We start from the raw sequence: 17,994 nt of genomic DNA on the forward strand, positions 1-17,994 counted from the left end.
AGTATGTCGAAAAGAAGTGAAGGTGTGAATTGTAGTCAGACTCTCTTCAGTTACCTACACTCCATACCCTACCCCCTACACCCTTCTTTTTGACACAAAATATTCAAACTCAATTTCTCAAAAATTAACTCACCTTATATGATGTGAGAGAGGATTTATTATGCATATATCTGACGAAAGAATTACAATCTTTACTGTACCGAAACCCTTTGAAGGACACATTGGGATTATTCAGGAAAATGCTATCAAGAGTTGGACTTTACTAGAACCTCGACCCCAGATTATTTTATTTGGTAACGAAAAAGGCACAGATGAAATTGCTAAAAAACTTGGTGTAGTCCATATCAGTGATATTAATTGTAATGAATATGGCACACCATTATTAGATAGTATATTTTGGCAGGCTCAAGCACTGGCTCCGGGTTTGATTATAACTTATGTCAATACTGATATTATTCTATTGAATGATTTTTTAATTGCTGTCAAGCAGCTGCAAGATTCATCTTTTAAGCAATTCCTGATCACAGGACGACGGGTAGATGTGGATATTACAGAACCACTAGAATTTGAAAAACCTACTTGGGAAACTGAGTTGCGCCATTTGGTCGTACAACAAGGGAAATTAGCATCAGTTGTGTGTCAAGATTACTTTGTATTTCCTAAGCCACTGTATGCGGAAATTCCCTCTTTTGCTGTGGGGCGCGGTCATTGGGATCATTGGGTGGTTTACTATGCTCATCAAATGAAAATTCCTGTTGTTGATGCCACAGATGTAGTCACAGCAATTCATCAAAATCATAACTATAGTCACTTATCTGGCGGTCGAGGTGTAGCTTATGTTAAAGGAGAAGAAGCTAAACAGAATGCTAAATTAGCTGGAGGTATGCACCTAGTTGATGGCGCATCTGCTAACTGGAAGTTAACACCATCAGGACTGAAAAAACGTAAACCCTTATCCGCATTTCTTGCATTTATTTTTGATTTACCGCGCTTTGGAAAGTTGTTGCAAGAATTATTTTTACGGTCGCAATAACGGTTATTTAAATAGACATGATATCAGCAGTTATCTATCTCAATTTAGCTAAGAACTTCGCAACTGTGGCAGCTTGTTCTTTTGTCTGGTTAGCGATACTTGCAACTTCTAAAATAGATTGTGTGGCGGCTTCTGAAGTTTCCACTTGGTTTGTAACTGCTTGAGTCAGTTCCTCAATCAGTACGTAAACTTGGACAGCGATCGCATTAATTTGACTGAGTTTTTGCTGGGTTTCTTCTACTCCTTGAGTAAGAGCGATCGCTCTTTGCTTTCCAGCCTCCATTAACGCTACTGTGTCGTTATTGACTGTATAAATTTCTGACACTAAAGATTTAATTTCTGTATTGTCTGCATCTAATTGCTGTCCCAAGGCAAGCACTTTCTCGGCTATAGCAGCAAACTCTTTACCTGCTTCACCAGCACGAGTTGCTTCAAAAGCAAGTTTCATCGCATGGAATTTTATCTGTGATGCTACCTCATTAATCTGGTTTGTTGTTTGCAAGAGTTGTCGGGATGGCTGTTCTAAACGTTTGACTCTGGCTGCTGCTTCTGTAACTGTGATTTGGGTTGTAGAAATGCTTTCTGCAACTTGGTTGATGCTTTGTTGTCCGTCTTGTACTGTGTCGTTGAACTGCTGTTTTTGGCGTTCTCCTTGTTCGACTGTGAGAAGCAGTTTTTGAGTCGAATTAGCTAATGCTTGAATTTGATTCTGAGTAGAAGTTACAGACTTAATTTGTGTGAGTGTCTCGGCGCAGAGAGTTCTCACAACAGTTTCACTATCTCTCAAAAGTTCTGATACTTGAAGTTGCAGTGCTTGTTTTTCTTGCTGCTGCTGTTGCAAAGCAGATTCAACCGATGCATAGGCTTGGTCTACTTGGTTCAATAGTCTAGCATGGTCGAGAGCAAATCCCACTTGCATGGCTAACTGAGCAAAGAAATCAATTTCAGACTGTTCCCATTGGCGGGGTGCAGAGCATTGATGAGCAATTAGCAAACCAAATAATTTATCATCTTTGAGAATCGGTGCAACTAGATTTGCTTTGACTGCAAATGGTTCGAGTTGGTTAATGTGACAATCACTCAATCCGGCTTCATAAATATTGTTGGTTGCTTGCACTCGTCCTGCTTGGTATTGCTCAACGTAACCTTCAACAAAACAAGGGTCTTTGATGTTGGCTCGTAATGTCTTGGGAAAACCAGGCAGCACTGCTTCTGCAATGACAGTACCATACCATTCGGCATCAAACCCATAGACTATCACCCGGTCAGTGGCGATCGCTTTGCGAATTTCTTCAACAGTAGTTTTGAGGACATCTTCTTCATTCAGTGATTGCCGAATCTTGCGGGTAATTTCCACAAGTAACTGAGTTTGCATTCCTTCTGCATCAATGCGCTGAAGCAATCTCGCATGGTCGAGAGCAAATCCCACTTGCATGGCTAACTGAGCAAAGAAATCAATTTCAAGCTGTTGCCAAAACCGGGGTGCAGAACATTGATGAGCAATTAGCAAACCAAACAATTTATCATCTTTGAGAATCGGTGCAACCAGATTTGCTTTGACTGCAAATGGTTCGAGTTGGTTAATGTGACAATCACTCAATCCGGCTTCATAAATATTGTTGGTTGCTTGCACTCGTCCTGCTTGGTATTGCTCAACGTAACCTTCAACAAAACAAGGGTCTTTGATGTTGGCTCGTAATGTCTTGGGAAAACCAGGCAGCACTGCTTCTGCAATGACAGTACCATACCATTCGGCATCAAACCCATAGACTATCACCCGGTCGGCAGCGATCGCTTTGCGAATTTCTTCAACAGTAGTTTTGAGGACATCTTCTTCATTCAGTGATTGCCGAATCTTGCGGGTAATATTAATCATTATTTGGGCTTGTTCAGCTTTCGTGCCTATTTGTTCTACAAACTTGGCATAGTCGAGGGCAAATCCCACTTGCGTGGCAATTTGGGCGAATAAATCAATCTCAAACTGTTGCCAATACCGAGGCGCAGAACACTGATGTCCAATTAACAAGCCGAATAGCTCATCATCCTTGATGATCGGTGCGATTATATTTGCTTTGACTGCAAATCGCTCTAATAACCCGATGTGACAATTGCTGATATTTGCTTGATAAATATTATTAATCGCTCGCACGCGACCTTGACGGTATTGTTTAATGTACTCTTCTTTAAAACAGGGATCAACAACAGTCGCCCACAATATCTTAGGCAAACCAGCTGCGGCTGCTTCTTCTACAAACGTTCCATCTCCCCTTTCGTCAAAGCGAAAAATGACCACACGGTCTATTCTAAAAGCTGCGCGAACTTCTTCAACAGTGGTTCTCAGGACATCTTCTTGGGAGAGTGCCTGGTGAATGCGACGAGTCATGTACATTAATAACTGCGATCGCTCGGCTTCTGTTTCTTGTTTCGAGAACACCTCTTGCAATTCATTTTGAATCAAGTCAAGATTCGCCCTTAGTGCCACCAGTTCATCATTGCCTTCAACGCGAATTCGCGTCCCTATATCCTCTCGACGTATTCTATTCACTAAAGCACTGGAAATCTTGGCAGCAGAAACAACTGGACGAATAGCACCATTGGCAATACTAGCTGCAATTGCTCCTGTCACCACAGATATCACCCCAGTTTCGAGCAACAGGAATAATTGATGGTTCTGGAGTGCAACTTCGGCTTCAGTGAGATTTGCGGGATCTGCTTGTCTAGCTTGGGTGAATTGTTCAGTAATCGATTTATTACTAAAGTAGTTGAATATACCCACAGTCAGCACTGGTAGCATCGTCAAAGCGATCGCCCAAACAGTTGCTTTCGATTTCAAACTCCATTGTTGCCAAAGCGCAACAAATTGTGAACGCCTTGGGTAATTGTTGAACTTAGTCATAAGCCGATCACTTTGTATTGGCGAGTTGTAGAGCCAGTGGGAACACTATTGGTATTAAACTTAACTGAGTTAGGCAGAGTCATGGATAAAACCTTGCCAAAATAAAATCGGCACAGCTAGACAGTGGAATGGTAAATATACTTTCCTATCTTATCGATATAGCTCATTTTGTCACTAGTTGATACACTTGCAATACATTGATCAAAGCCTGCAATATGATCCAACTATGGGGCGATCGCTATTTTCCCAGTGTGATTAACAGTTATCAGTTTCATCATTCCTAAAACATCATATTAAACACCTAACAACTGTTTATTTGTGACTGCAACTGGTTGAATGTATCCCCAATTTTTGCCAATATATACAACTGCCAATTTTTCAAATTTTGATTGTGGCATAAACCAAACTTATACTACTGGAATTTTAGATAGCGATCGCAGCTAAACTTATACAACTGCTTGCTAAAGTTTAACATTGTGTTGTGGCTTTCTTGTGTAAAATAGAGATAATTGCATCATCCTGTAGGTAGATTAATTAATTGAGTTTTTTACTTCGCGAATCTGCCTAAATAGAGAGTTTTAAATACCGCAGGTTTTTGAGCAGAGACTCATTTATCCCAAATAAAGTAAATTTACATACATAATTTTCTAAGTCATCAACAGGGATTTTACAGAGCTATTAGTATCATCTTTTGGAAAAATAGATAGTTGAGAGCTATTTATTTCACACTCTTGAGTAACTTTTCTTTAACAAATTATTACTCTGGTTTCATCAGTGTTATGTCATCATTTTCTCTAAACAAAAGTAAAATTATCTACTCTAATTTTGACAAATTACTTAAAATAAATGTGAAAAGCACAAGTTAATCACAGGCAAAGTGGTATATTTTTCCTAGCAATAAATTCAAACAAGCAGGTGAAATCACGAATAGATAGCAGTTTAATCAAGTTTGCAAGAGCAGTTCTGATTTTTATTGATACATAGTCAATTGGCCTTGTAGCAAATTTATTTTTCTATTATGTAGGGAAACAATTATAACGACGTGATGTTAATCAATACAAATTCCTTGTAAAGCATGGATTGCTGTCACCAAAAATCAGTGAAGGTGGTTTAACCCCTTGAGAACTTCAATACAGGTTTGATCCTAATCAAACCTGAGTTCTTCATAAGCTGAAACCTTGATTCTGTTGTTAGTTTTGACAGTCTCAAACCCTTATTTTTTCGTCCAAGTGAGCAAAATTGAGTCCTTAACCCGAACTGACGTTATTCAAAGATATAAACAAGGTAGTAAGGCTTTGTGTAAAGTCAATACTGTCACAGCAAAGATATCTGTATAACCCAAAAATAGCTGCAAAAATTATGGAAGCCATTGTTCATCTTCATCTAGCTTCAGTCTACGAAGCATCCGAAAGCATCAAGATTGTTCCGATCAAAATGAATTTCAACTTTTTACGGTGGAAAAAGCTTTCTAGTACTGCTGCCATCAGTCTTTTACCCATAGCACTGACTATAGGGCTTTTGAGTCTAGCACAGCAAGCTTTAGCAGTTCAGAAAGTAGGAAGTAGTGGGACTGAAGTTGCCAACATCCAAAGGTGTTTGAAAAAGTTAGGCTACTTTAATGGTTCTGTCACAGGCAAATTTGCTACCTTAACCCAGCAATCAGTGATGAGGTTTCAGCAAGCCAAAAGACTAACTGCTGATGGGGTTGTGGGTAGCAGTACTCAACAAGCACTACAACAAGCCTGTCAGGGTAGAACTGCTAGTGCGAATACAACTAACGGACTGCGCCTAGGTAGCACAGGTGCAGCAGTCTCTAGACTACAAACGAACTTGCGGCAGTTAGGATACTTTAACGGCGCAAACACAGGCTATTTTGGCCCAGAAACTCAACAAGCAGTGGTTCGATTCCAACAAGCTGCTGGCATTCGTGCTGATGGTATTGTCAGTAACAGAACGCAACAAGCAATATCAAGTTCTCTTGGTGTAGGTGGTGAATATCCAATACTCTCGCAAGGCAGCAGTGGCCCGGAAGTCACAAGACTGCAACAGCGTTTGCAGCAGTTAGGCTACTTTCATGCCAATCCCACAGGTAATTTTAAAGGTATCACCAGAGATGCTGTGATTGCATTCCAACGAAATTCCGGTATACCTGCCACTGGGGTAGTAAATCAACAAACTTGGAACGCACTATTGGGTTACTCTCAAGTTCCAGACAGAGGTAATATCTCAACACAGCAAGTGAGAGACTTGCAAGGATATCTGCGGGATTTGGGCTACTTTAACACCAATCCTACAGGTACTGTTGGGCCTTTGACAAGGGATGCGATCGCTCGATTCCAACGAGACAATAACCTCTATGCCGATGGCAATGCCGATATCCAAGTCTTAGAGGCAGTACGTAGAGTATGGGAAAATAGATATGCCAATCAACCAAGCAGAAATATTCTCTCCGTAGGTGACCAAGGAGAAAATGTCAGATTAGTTCAAGAGCGTTTAATCCAATTTGGCTTTTTTAATGGCAATCCAGATGGCTATTTCGACGAATACACCAGCCAATCTGTAACAGCATTTCAGCAATCTTATGGTCTGAATGTGACTGGAACAGTCAATAGTCAAACTTGGCAAGCATTAGGCATCAATAGTACTCCAGTTAGTAATCGACCTAATAACAATCACTATGTAGTAGTAGTGCCAATTAATAATAACGACACACTCTATCAAGTGCGTCAATATGTACCCAATGCTTACCCAGCACAATCCAGATTAGGAAATTATGTGAATGCTGGAACATTTAGCGATCGCGCCGGAGCAGAAAGAGTTTCTCAAATGTTACGTTCAAACGGTTTAGATGCGAGGGTGCAATACTTTTGATGATGTGGTAGAAATTTTCAGATAGTTAAAACACCCCCAAATCAACAAAGCCAAGAGGAAACCATAACAGAGAAAATCTCTCACTCCTGACCTTTGAAAGTATTAAGGATAAAGGAGGAATTATCAATCCTTTATCCTTGAGAACGGATAACAACCTCTGAATTTATTTAGATAAAGGTAAGAGGTGAATCGTAAAAAGTCAAACTTTTCTGAATTAAATTGGAGAAAAATATGGCAACGATCATTGGTAAAAATAACTCAGAAACCTTGATTGGCACAATCTATAGTGACAACATCAAAGGCTTGGGTGGTGATGACACATTAATTGGAGATAGTGGCAACGATACCTTAGATGGTGGGACTGGTAACGATAGCTTATCTGGTGGGTCAGGTAACGACACTTACATCGTTGATAGTAGTGGGGATATTGTCAGTGAAGATAATGGTTCGGGTGGCGACTCTGGCGGAGTTGATACAGTCAAGTCATCTGTTGACTGGACATTGGGTGCTTATCTAGAAAACCTGACTCTCACAGGTAAAGCCATTAACGGCAAGGGTAATGCACTGAATAACTGGATTCTAGGTAATTCTGCCAGTAACATTCTCTATGGTGGAGATGGTAATGACAGTATTCGAGGTTTTGCTGGAGATGACAAAATCTATGGAGAAGCAGGAAATGACAAGCTTGATGGTGGCGATGGCAATGATTATCTCCAAGATAGTTTAGGAAATAACAGTCTGTGCGGTGGAGCGGGCGATGATAGCCTCTTGGGGGGCGGTAATGGTAATAATACCATCAAAGGTGGCGCAGGCAAGGATTACTTATCTATATCTGGCTCAGGTAACAATGTGCTGGATGGTGGGGATGGCAATGATACCTTAATTTATTCTTCCGAGTTTATAAATTTTGACGTTGGTAGCAATACCTTCAATGGTGGAAATGGCAATGATAGCCTGCTTTTAAGCGGTATGTTGATTGACTCGACTTCTTCAAGAATTCAGACAGTAGATGGGGGGAAGGGTAACGATTATTTATCTGTTAATTTCTCTTCAGCTCAGGAGGGAGTCGTCACAACTGTTGACTCAACCACCACCAATGGCACGATTACATCTAACAAGTTTCAAATTATCTTCCAGAATATCGAGAGTTTAAGCATTGTTGGTACATTGTCTGATGATAGCCTATTAGGCGGAAATGGCAACGATACCCTTAATGGAGGCGATGGTGGTAATGATACTATTAACGGCGGTGCTGGTGATGATACTTTTGTAGCCGACTATTCATTTTTTTCTGACACAGTAACAATAGATGGTGGGACGGGTAACGATTATTTATTAGCTCGTTACTCCAACTTTGCTGAAGCCGGAGTTTTTACAACTGTTGACTCAACCACTACCAATGGCATCATTACAAATGGCACGTATAAAATTAACTTCCAGAATATCGAGGCTTTGTCTATCTCTGGTACAGGCTACAATGATAGTCTACTAGGGGGAAATGGCAACGATTACCTCGGTGGGGTCATTGGTGATGATACCCTCAATGGTGGTGCAGGCGACGATACTTTATCTGTGTCCGCTTACAGTAACAGTCTAGTAGATGGTGGGACGGGTAACGATGATTTAAGTGTCTATTCCGGGTATACTCAGGTGGGAATCGTCACCACTTTAGACTCAACTACCACCAATGGCACAATTACTTCTGGCAACTATCAGATTAGCTTCCAGAATATTGAGCGTTTAGAAATCACTGGTACATTCAACAGTGATAGTTTACTGGGCGGAAATGGCAACGATAGCCTTAATGGCTATGGTGGTGGTGATACCATAAAGGGTGGTGCAGGTGACGATACTTTATCTGTGGAATTTAGTGAGTACAGTAATGACAACCTGTTGATCGGTGGCGATGGCAATGATGTGTTGACTGGTGATTCTATTAATTCTATTAGTGTAGACACCTTTGCTTATAATAATTACACTGAAGGCGTCGATACCATCAACAAATTCGATTCGAGTCAAGACTTGATTCAAGTATCAGCTAATGGCTTTGGTGGTGGTTTAATAGCAGGTTCACTATCACAGAGTCAGTTTGTCCTTGGCACAGCCGCAACCACCAGCGATCAACGATTTGTCTACGATAATACTACGGGCGCACTGTACTTTGACCTTGATGGCAGTGGCAGTGGATTTACTCAGCGACAGTTAGCAACTATAACAGGTGGAGTTTCCCTGAGTGCAAGCAACTTCACCATTGTTTAAGTTAATTGCCTAAAGTTTGTAGAAATTAACACAAACTCAAAAAACAGGGAAATTGGAAACCTTCCCTGTTTTTCCTTAACTATTACGTGAGTTCGATGAACCTCTCCCCAACCCCTCTCCGACGCTGAGAGGGGCAGAAATATTCACCTTTTTCAACGAAAAAATCAGGGTTTCAAAGCTTCTCTTCCATAGGGACAGAGGAATGGAAGCGGCGTTTTTTATATCCGTCGAACTCACGTTAACTATTGGATGAGGAGCGATCGCCCAAATACATCAACACTGTTTCAAATATTACCTAGCAACATTTAAATAACAAAAATAGCTAACTGCTAATTTTCAAACAACTAGCAATTAGCTATTTATGAAGACAACTAACAATCTGTAATTCCCTAAGTTAATGCTTCGGCACCGCCAACAACCTCAAGAAGTTCTTGAGTAATTGCTGCTTGTCGGGCTTTGTTATAAGACAGCGTTAGGGTGTTAATCAACTCACCAGCATTATCGCTAGCATTACTCATGGCTGTCATCCGCGCGGCTAGTTCACTAGCAGCAGCTTCTTGTAGCGCCCGTAACAACTGGTTACCCAAATACAGAGGTAACAAAGAATCGAGAATCTGTACTGGATCTTGCTCGAAAATCATGTCACGGGGGAAAGCGCGGACTTGTTGAGTCACTTTCTCCCGTTCTACTTGAAATTGACCGCCACGAGTTGTCAAGCGGAAGATTTCGTCATCGCCTGCTTCCAGCCCTTGAGGATCGAGGGGTAGCAGGGTTTGCACGACGGGACGGGAGCTAACCAAGGAGACAAATCTGGTATAAATTAATTCGATGCGGTCAACTTTTTCCGAAAGGAATAAAGAAAGTAGTTGGTCGGCAATCTCGTTGGCTTCTTTGGCGGTGGGAATTTGCTCTAAGCCGCTGTATGTGCCATCAATGGGCTGATTACGGCGTTGAAAGTACTGTGAGGCTTTGCGTCCAACAACCACAAATGTATAATTTACACCTTCAGCCTGGAGTTCCTTAGCGCGATTTTCGGCACGACGGATAACGTTACTGTTGTAGCCGCCACACAAACCGCGATCGCCAGAGACGACCAACAGCCCCACTGATTTTACTTCGCGTTTTCTCAGTAGTGGTAGGTTGGCTTCTTCAAAGCGCAGACGAGTTTGCAGACCATACAAAACTTGTGCTAAACGGTCGGCAAAGGGACGAGTAGCCAGTACTTGTTCTTGTGCCCGACGTACTCTAGCCGCCGCCACTAGGCGCATGGCTTCTGTGATTTTTTTGGTGTTTTTGACTGACTGAATGCGATCGCGTATTGCTTTGAGGTTAGGCATAATCTTTTATCTGGAGTTAGGAGTTAGGAGTTGAGAGTTAGGAGTTTAGGGGTGTTTCATTAACTCCTCACTCCTAACTGTTCACTCTTAACTTTTATTACGCTGTAGCTTTGAATGTCTTCTTGTACTCGGTTAGCGCTTCTTTTAAAGCTGCTTCTTCTGAGTCACCCAGTGCTTTGGAACTTTGCACTGCTTGGGCGTACTGGGGTTTGCCGGTCTTTAAGAAGTCGCGCAGACCTCTGGTGAAGGAGGTTACTTTGTCAACGGGGATATCATCTAAATAACCGTTGATACCAGCGTAAAGAATTGCCACTTGCTCGTATACTGACAGTGGGTCGTTTTGGGGTTGCTTGAGTAGTTCCCGCAAGCGTTGACCACGTGCCAACTGGTCTTGGGTGGCTTTATCTAAGTCGGAAGCAAATTGCGCGAAGGCTTGCAGGTCGTCAAATTGCGCCAGTTCCAATTTAATCTTACCGGCAACTTTTTTCATTGCCTTGGTTTGAGCCGCAGAACCCACGCGGGATACTGAAATACCAGGGTTCACAGCGGGACGGATACCAGCGTTAAACAAGTCAGAGGACAAGAAGATCTGACCATCGGTAATGGAAATCACGTTGGTGGGGATGTACGCCGATACGTCACCCGCTTGGGTTTCAATAATTGGTAGGGCGGTCATGCTACCTTTACCCAATTCATCACTCAGTTTAGCTGCACGTTCCAACAAACGAGAGTGGATGTAGAATACGTCTCCAGGGTAAGCTTCCCGTCCGGGTGGACGACGTAGTAGCAAGGACATTTGGCGATAAGCTTGAGCTTGCTTAGACAAGTCGTCGTAAACTACTAAGGTAGCTTTACCTTTGTACATGAAGTACTCAGCAATTGTTGCCCCTGTGTAGGGAGCCAAGAATTGCAGAGTTGCGGGGTCACTGGCGTTAGCAGCAACAACGATGGTGTAGTCAAGTGCGCCTTTTTCTTGTAGTGTTTGGACTACGTTGGCAACAGTGGAAGCTTTTTGACCGATGGCAACGTAAACACAAATTACATCTTCTGATTTTTGGTTGATGATTGTGTCGATAGCGATCGCTGTTTTACCTGTTTGACGGTCGCCAATAATCAATTCCCGCTGACCTCGACCGATGGGAATCATCGAGTCAATAGCTGTAATCCCCGTTTGCATGGGTTCGTGTACAGACCGACGGGCAATAATACCAGGTGCTGGAGATTCAATCAAACGGGTTTCTGTGGTTTTGATGTCTCCCTTACCATCGATGGGACGACCTAAAGCATCAACAACTCGTCCAATTAAGCCTTCTCCTACAGCCACCTGAGCAATTCTGCCAGTTGCGGTTACAGAGCTACCTTCTTGAATGTCGTGACCTTCACCCATCAGTACCGCGCCCACGTTGTCTTCTTCTAAGTTTTGGGCGATACCGACTGTACCATCTTCAAATTCTAATAGCTCCCCAGCCATAGCCTTTTCCAGACCATAGATCCGGGCAATACCGTCACCGACTTGCAGGACTGTACCAACGTTAGCAACTTTGACTTCTTGGTCGTATTGCTCGATTTGTTGCTGAATAATGCTGCTGATTTCGTCTGGTCTGATTGAAATGCTCATGTGTCTATTGTTTTGCTTTCGAGACGGAAGAATTGATTTAGTTAGGAGTTAGGAGTGATGAGTTAAGAGTTAAGAGTGACGAGTTAAGAGTGAGGAGTGATGAGTTAAAAACGCAAAAGTTAAAAATGCTAGTAAATTACTTTTAATTTAATTCCTAACTCCTAACTTCTAACTCCTAACTTCTAACTCCTAACTTCTATCTCCTAACTTCTAACTCCTAACTGACATTTTCTAGCTGCTTAAGCGCAAAGAAAGGCGGCGCAACTGACCCCGCAAACTGGCGTCGATAATTTGCGAGCCGACTTTAATAATCACACCACCAATTAACTCGCTGTCTACTTTTGTTTCTAGTTCTACTTGGCGAGCATTGGTGATGGCAATTACTTTCTCTTTAATTGCCTGCTCTTGGGCTTGGGAGAGAGGAACAGCAGAAGTTACTTCCGCTAACACGGTTTTATTCAACTGCCGCAATAACGCTAAATACTGCTGTAATATTGGTTCTAAGAACAAAATGCGTCGTCTGTCTACCAATAGCAGCAAGAAGTTGCGTAAGTAGGGGTTAGCATTTTCACCACCAAGAATTTGGGTGATAACTGCTTTTTTATTCTCTGGCTGAATAAAGGGGTTGTCGATAAAGTTCCGCAGTTGGTCTGAATTTTTTAACAAATTCAGTAGGGAACGAGCATCTTCACCAAACTCTTCTGTCAGATTTTTTGATTGCGCTACTGACAATAAAGCCTGTGCGTAAGGCTGGGCTATTTCGGCTGTTTCTACCGTACTTTTCATCAGCGTCCTCCCACCTGCGCGATGCTACGTTCAATAATTGCTTGTTGAACATCGTCAGCAATACCAGCTCGCAGTTCTGACTCAACTTTTTGCAATGCCAAGGCGGCTACTCGCTGCCGCAGTTCAGCAAGCGCTCGCTCTCTTTCGGTGTTCAGATCAGCTGCTGCTGTTTGTTTCAAGCGTTCTACGTCTTGCGCTGCTTTTGCCAACGTGGCTTCTTTTGCCTTTTGGGCGTTTTCTTCGGCTGCTTTGCGGATGCGTTGTGCTTCAGCTTGAGCCTGGGTCAATTGTTCTTGCGCTTGGGAAAGGGCAATCTGTGCCTCTTTTAAGCGCCCTTCTGCTTCCTGAATTGCGGTGGCAATATTGGATTTTCGCTCGCTCAGGATATTGCTTAAAACTTTACGTCCAAAGTAGAATAGTATGCCAATCAGAATCGCTAGGTTAATCAGATTGGTTTCTAAAATGTCTAGGTTTAGACCGAAACCACCTTCTGCTGCGCCTTCTGCCAATTCAGAGCCAACAGCGTTCGCTTCTGCGGCAAGTAATAAGAATGTGCCCATGATACCCATCTACAAGTGCGCTGCTTGCTTGCTAATACATTGTATTTTCCCGCAGGTAAATTAACTATTTTGTCCCGCAGGTCAATCAAGTTTCTTTTCCTGAAGGGAAAAAAGTGCCTTTTTTTGACACTTAATTAAGCGCTCTGGACTAATGCCCAGATGCTTTGTATGCTTTCACGGAACCTGTTCTTGCTAGCTTATCTAGCGGGAGTCGGCCCCAATAATTTTTCTAGAATTTGCCTGCTAAGGGCATCAACTCGTTGCTCTAATTCACGCAAAGCTTGCTGTTTTTGTTGCTCTATTTCCACAGCAGCCTGTTCTCTTTGAGCTTGAGCTTCTCTTTGCGCTTCAGCGATTTTTTCGGCAGTAATTTTCTTAGCGTCAGCTTGAGCTGCTTCTACAGTAGCTTGCGATTGACGGCGAGCTTCTGCTAGTTGCTGCTCATATTCCTGAGTTAAGCGCTCAGCTTTCGCTAAGCGCTCCCGGGCATCAAGGGTATTCGTTCGGATGTAATTATCGCGATCGTCTAGTACCTTGGTCAGTGGCTTATAGAAAATTACATTCAACAAAGCTGCCAATAGCAGGAACTGCAATGCCATGAAGGGCAAGGTAGCATCGAAATCAAACATTTGTCTCCTCTTTGGCTGGAGTAGCAGTTTTCATGGCTAGCAACATCATCCAACCTTTCGTATTTTAGAGACCCATAGCCAACAAGGGTCAGGCGATTTTGGATTGGCGATTTTGGATTTGTTCCACTGACAAGCAAATACGGCATGTACTGAAAACTTTTGATCATCCAAAATTCCAAATTTGGTAGTCAACGATGTCTGAATGACTCAATACCAAAAATTGTGGTTGTAGAGGCGTGATAATTCACGTCTCCACATTAACAAAAACTTTTAGGGCTTATGCTGAGAAGGGGTTAGCAAACAGCAGTACCAGGGCAATAACTAGACCGTAGATGGTCAAGGATTCCATGAACGCCAAGGTTAACAGCAAAGTACCCCGAATTTTGCCTTCAGCTTCGGGTTGACGTGCGATACCTTCTACTGCTTGACCCGCAGCATTACCTTGACCAATACCAGGGCCAATTGCAGCTAAACCAATTGCTAGAGCAGCAGCCAGAACTGAAGCAGCAGAAACTAATGGATCCATGTTGATTTTCCTTGCTTTGATTACAGAACTACAAAAGTACGTTAACTAGTAAAGACGTGTTTTTCACGCTGCACCAAGTTCTTACAAATCGCTCTCGGCGACGTTTTGAGCAGATACGCTCGTTGGAACTGTGCTATCAACTGAGAAGTTTAACAGTTATCAGTTATCAGTTATCAGTTATCAGTTTCGCGCGATCGCTTGATAACTGTTCACTGTTGACTTTTTACTGATTTAATGCTCCTCATGCTCTTCGCCGCCGTGTCCCTCCATTGCCTCGTGAATGTATGCTCCAGCTAGGGTAGCAAACACTAGGGCCTGAATGGCACTAGTAAACAAACCCAAAGCCATTACAGGCAGAGGTACAAATAAAGGAACCAGCAGCACTAGCACCGCTACTACCAATTCATCCGCCAAAATATTGCCAAATAGACGGAAGCTTAGGGAGAGGGGCTTAGTAAAATCTTCTAGAATTGCGATCGGCAACAGCACAGGTGTTGGCTCTATATATTTCTTAAAGTAGCCCAAACCCCGCTTGCTAAAACCCGCGTAAAAGTACGCTAAAGATGTCAGCAGTGCCAATGCTACGGTCGTGTTAATGTCATTGGTGGGAGCCGCCAATTCACCTGACGGCAGCTTGATTAGCTTCCAGGGAATCAGAGCGCCTGACCAGTTCGACACGAAGATAAACAAGAACAATGTGCCAATGAATGGCACCCAAGGGCGGTACTCTTTCTCACCAAGTTGGTTTTTTGCCAGATCTCGAATAAATTCTAGGGCATATTCCATCAAATTCTGGATGCCGCTGGGAATTCTTTGGGCGTTGCGAGTAGCAGCTATGGAAGCTATTACTAGAATGCTAATTACAAACCATGAGGTGAGAAAAACTTGCCCATGAATTTTTAGATTTCCCAACTGCCAGTAGAAATGATGACCTACTTCTAGTTCGGCGAGGGGAAATGAATTAAAGGCGTTTAAGACACTAAGCATTTGCATTCTTCAAGCATTTTCCCCAACGAGCGAGGATGGGATTATTGTCTTTGTGAGCCTGATTTTTTAAGAATCAGGAATGAACGCAGTTTGCACCATGTAGACGAGGAGCGTGGCTTTATAAGTTAGAAATCCCAAGAATATTGGAAGAATCTGTAACTCACGCCATTGAGTTGCCAGTACGATCAACCCAATGAATAGAGCAAAACGAGTTTTGCTCAGACGCTTTTTCTCACCACCGAGTCGCTCAACGTCTTTAGCCAGCATTTTTAAGTAAACCACACCTGTACACGCCCCAATCAAATAATTCAGAGCAATGTTTAAGGAATAAAAAATCCACACAGAGATAAAAATAATCCCCGTCAAGACAAGTGTGATTACCAACAACTTCTGGTAAAGTTGATAGAACTCTCCCATGGAGTTATCTGATTCTGTGTCTTCAGAACCAGATATAGCATCTTGTCCTGTTGTGGGAGCGGGTACAACTGATTCGTCTGACAAGCTCACGGGACTTGAAACCAGTACAGTTAAACATGATGACTGCACATTCAGTCAGCTGAATCATATCACGATCCGGTAACAATACTTTAGAAAAAAACAATTAACTTCTTGTGACCATTACATAAATTGCAAAATACGCGCTCACAGAAGTTAGAGAGCGATCGCCAGGTGAAGCTGAGATAATTCTCAATTTCTGCTAATTTTCGCCTTTTTCTAGGTGAGTAACTGTCCTCCGGGGTCGTTGTATCATCAGCATCAAGTGTAACCATTAAATTGGTGTTCATCAAATCAGCGGCTCGAGGAGAAATCGCCCTGTTGCTGAATTTTGCCAAACTCCAACTTGTTTTGAGGTGTTATGCCCAATATCTTGAGCAATCGCTGGGTACTCTCTTAATCTACATTAGATTTATTAAAAGCTGCCACTTAGCGAGCATTTGGTGCAGGGGAGCTTTCAAAGTAGGGGAGCAGGGGAGCAGGGGAGATGGGGAGCAGGGGAGCAGGGGAGAATAACAACTGACAACTGACAACTGACCACTGACAACTGACCACTAACTATTGACCCGGTGTCAATAAAATTAAATGTTGCTTAAGGATGGTTCTGACTCCTTCTAACCCCAGTTGTACCTTTGCCAATATCTCTTTTACTGTCAAGTTGCCATCACAGGCTTGTAAAAATTCAAACTCGTCTTGCGACAATTTGACTATCTGATAATCTTGGTTAAAGATAGCTTGACTTGGCCATCCGTCCATGCAGGGATTGAGTTCGGGAATTGCTGCTAACAAAGCTTCATCTTCTGACCAATCATTTTTCAGCAGGGGAGGACGACCAAGGAAAAACTCATAATGAGTAACTTCTGGATCTAGTAATTCTATCAGGCGGTAGCGTTGGCGATCGCTTAACCCTTGTGCCCTTTCTATTAAATCTGGGGCTTTGCCCAAAAGTCTTTCTAATTGCCAAAAACCAGGATTGGAGAAGCCAATAAACTCTAAGCCAGAAGCATCTATTAATTCAAACAGCGTCTCAATGTTGTAGTCAATCTCCTGGGGATGAACATACATATCCGCAAAGTGTTCATCCATGTGGTTTTCCATTGACCAGCGTTGTTTTTCGTATTTGACAATACGGTTATTTTCTGGTAAAGAGCCAAATATTTTTCGTCCGACTTGCACACCATCGCGGTAGTCGCCTTTTTTGTCTCCTTGGAGGAGGGCGATCGCTTTTTGCATGAGTTGAATTTCCCAGCGCCCCAACTCACCGTAGACGAAAATATGGAAAAAGCCGCCAGGGGCTAACTTTTTAGCTAAAGCTTGAATCCCGCGAATCGGATCGTGGGTATGGTGTAAAACGCCAACGCAGTTAATTAAATCAAATTCACCAGGTAACTGTTCCGCATCGAACAAGCTGAGGTGATGAAATTCTACCCGGTTAGCCCCAGAACGTTGACAACGTTCTTTTGCCATTGCCAAAGCACCCTCACTGAGGTCAATTCCCACGACATCAGCTTGAGGGTTGAGGTGAACTAAGTACTCAGTACCCACCCCCGTACCACAACCAGCATCTAAAATGCGGATGTTTTGCCTTTGAGGTTTTTGACCTGTGCAGAAGCTATGAGCGGCTAGCCAATTCCAGCGCCAATTGTAACCTGGAGGTGGTTCATCCAGCAGAGGGTCAGATGGAAAAGGGTATGTGTTGTAGAGTTTGGCAACAGCAGCGCTAACAGTTTGGGGGTCTGACATGGTAAGTAAAATCGCAGCAATTCTGAGTTTAGCGAATGCTGGACACTTAGGGTAGACAGATGATGGCGATCGCTATTGTGAAAATGCAACGCTGGATTATTTCAACTTAGGCAAGTATGGATATTGTTTAAGTACAAACACTAATCTTTAAGTAATTTTTTATTTCTTGTATTATGAAGCAATAAAAATCATTTGTTAAAATTGCAAATTTCAATAATAAAAAAGCTATAATTTACCTCGCATTTCATCCTAAA

13 protein-coding genes are annotated in these 17,994 nt (G+C 42.6%); 3 read left to right on the plus strand and 10 right to left on the minus strand.

Features of this window, described 5'->3' with window-relative positions:
* Positions 1-160 precede the first annotated feature (160 nt).
* Entirely contained in the window at positions 161-1,033 is an 873-nt protein-coding gene (locus tag I8748_RS01915) for a hypothetical protein (protein WP_198122993.1), read from the plus strand.
* Between the two features lie 34 nt (positions 1,034-1,067).
* Here I8748_RS01915 and I8748_RS01920 read toward each other — a convergent pair whose 3' ends face one another.
* Positions 1,068-3,929 (minus strand): methyl-accepting chemotaxis protein, encoded by a 2,862-nt coding sequence (locus I8748_RS01920; RefSeq protein ID WP_198122994.1) that lies wholly within the window; start codon positions 3,927-3,929, stop codon positions 1,068-1,070.
* Positions 3,930-5,288: 1,359 nt separating this feature from the next.
* Between I8748_RS01920 and I8748_RS01925 the strand changes: the two genes are divergently transcribed.
* Positions 5,289-6,800 (plus strand): peptidoglycan-binding domain-containing protein, encoded by a 1,512-nt coding sequence (locus I8748_RS01925; protein WP_198122995.1) that lies wholly within the window; start codon positions 5,289-5,291, stop codon positions 6,798-6,800.
* Positions 6,801-7,031: 231 nt separating this feature from the next.
* On the plus strand, positions 7,032-9,059 hold the full coding sequence (locus I8748_RS34895; protein ID WP_263975714.1) for a beta strand repeat-containing protein: 2,028 nt from the start codon (positions 7,032-7,034) through the stop codon (positions 9,057-9,059).
* A 389-nt stretch (positions 9,060-9,448) separates the two neighbouring features.
* Here I8748_RS34895 and I8748_RS01950 read toward each other — a convergent pair whose 3' ends face one another.
* From I8748_RS01950 to I8748_RS01990, 9 genes are all read right to left on the minus strand, one after another.
* Positions 9,449-10,396: a F0F1 ATP synthase subunit gamma gene (locus I8748_RS01950; RefSeq protein WP_198122996.1), complete on the minus strand. Its 948-nt coding sequence runs from the start codon at positions 10,394-10,396 to the stop codon at positions 9,449-9,451.
* 97 nt (positions 10,397-10,493) lie between these two features.
* The gene (gene atpA / locus I8748_RS01955) at positions 10,494-12,014 is read right to left on the minus strand and encodes a F0F1 ATP synthase subunit alpha (protein WP_198122997.1); all 1,521 of its coding nucleotides are present in this window, start codon (positions 12,012-12,014) and stop codon (positions 10,494-10,496) included.
* 231 nt (positions 12,015-12,245) lie between these two features.
* A complete protein-coding gene (gene atpH, locus I8748_RS01960) occupies positions 12,246-12,800 on the minus strand; it encodes an ATP synthase F1 subunit delta (protein WP_198122998.1) in 555 nt (184 codons plus the stop codon).
* Positions 12,800-13,369 (minus strand): F0F1 ATP synthase subunit B, encoded by a 570-nt coding sequence (locus tag I8748_RS01965; RefSeq protein WP_198122999.1) that lies wholly within the window; start codon positions 13,367-13,369, stop codon positions 12,800-12,802. Before I8748_RS01965 ends, atpH begins: the two co-directional genes overlap by 1 nt.
* 188 nt (positions 13,370-13,557) lie before the next feature.
* Entirely contained in the window at positions 13,558-13,989 is a 432-nt protein-coding gene (locus I8748_RS01970; protein WP_198123000.1) for a F0F1 ATP synthase subunit B', read from the minus strand.
* A 277-nt stretch (positions 13,990-14,266) separates the two neighbouring features.
* The gene (atpE, locus tag I8748_RS01975; protein ID WP_019493624.1) at positions 14,267-14,515 is read right to left on the minus strand and encodes an ATP synthase F0 subunit C; all 249 of its coding nucleotides are present in this window, start codon (positions 14,513-14,515) and stop codon (positions 14,267-14,269) included.
* Between the two features lie 231 nt (positions 14,516-14,746).
* Positions 14,747-15,508, minus strand: a complete 762-nt coding sequence (atpB, locus tag I8748_RS01980) for a F0F1 ATP synthase subunit A (RefSeq protein WP_198123001.1) — start codon at positions 15,506-15,508, stop codon at positions 14,747-14,749.
* Between the two features lie 60 nt (positions 15,509-15,568).
* Positions 15,569-16,009 (minus strand): ATP synthase subunit I, encoded by a 441-nt coding sequence (locus I8748_RS01985; RefSeq protein WP_096552172.1) that lies wholly within the window; start codon positions 16,007-16,009, stop codon positions 15,569-15,571.
* Between the two features lie 546 nt (positions 16,010-16,555).
* Positions 16,556-17,740, minus strand: coding sequence for a class I SAM-dependent methyltransferase (locus I8748_RS01990; protein ID WP_198123002.1), 1,185 nt, complete (start codon positions 17,738-17,740; stop codon positions 16,556-16,558).
* Positions 17,741-17,994 lie beyond the last annotated feature (254 nt).

The sequence above is a fragment of the Amazonocrinis nigriterrae CENA67 genome (assembly GCF_016056305.1).
Lineage (GTDB): Bacteria > Cyanobacteriota > Cyanobacteriia > Cyanobacteriales > Nostocaceae > Amazonocrinis > Amazonocrinis nigriterrae.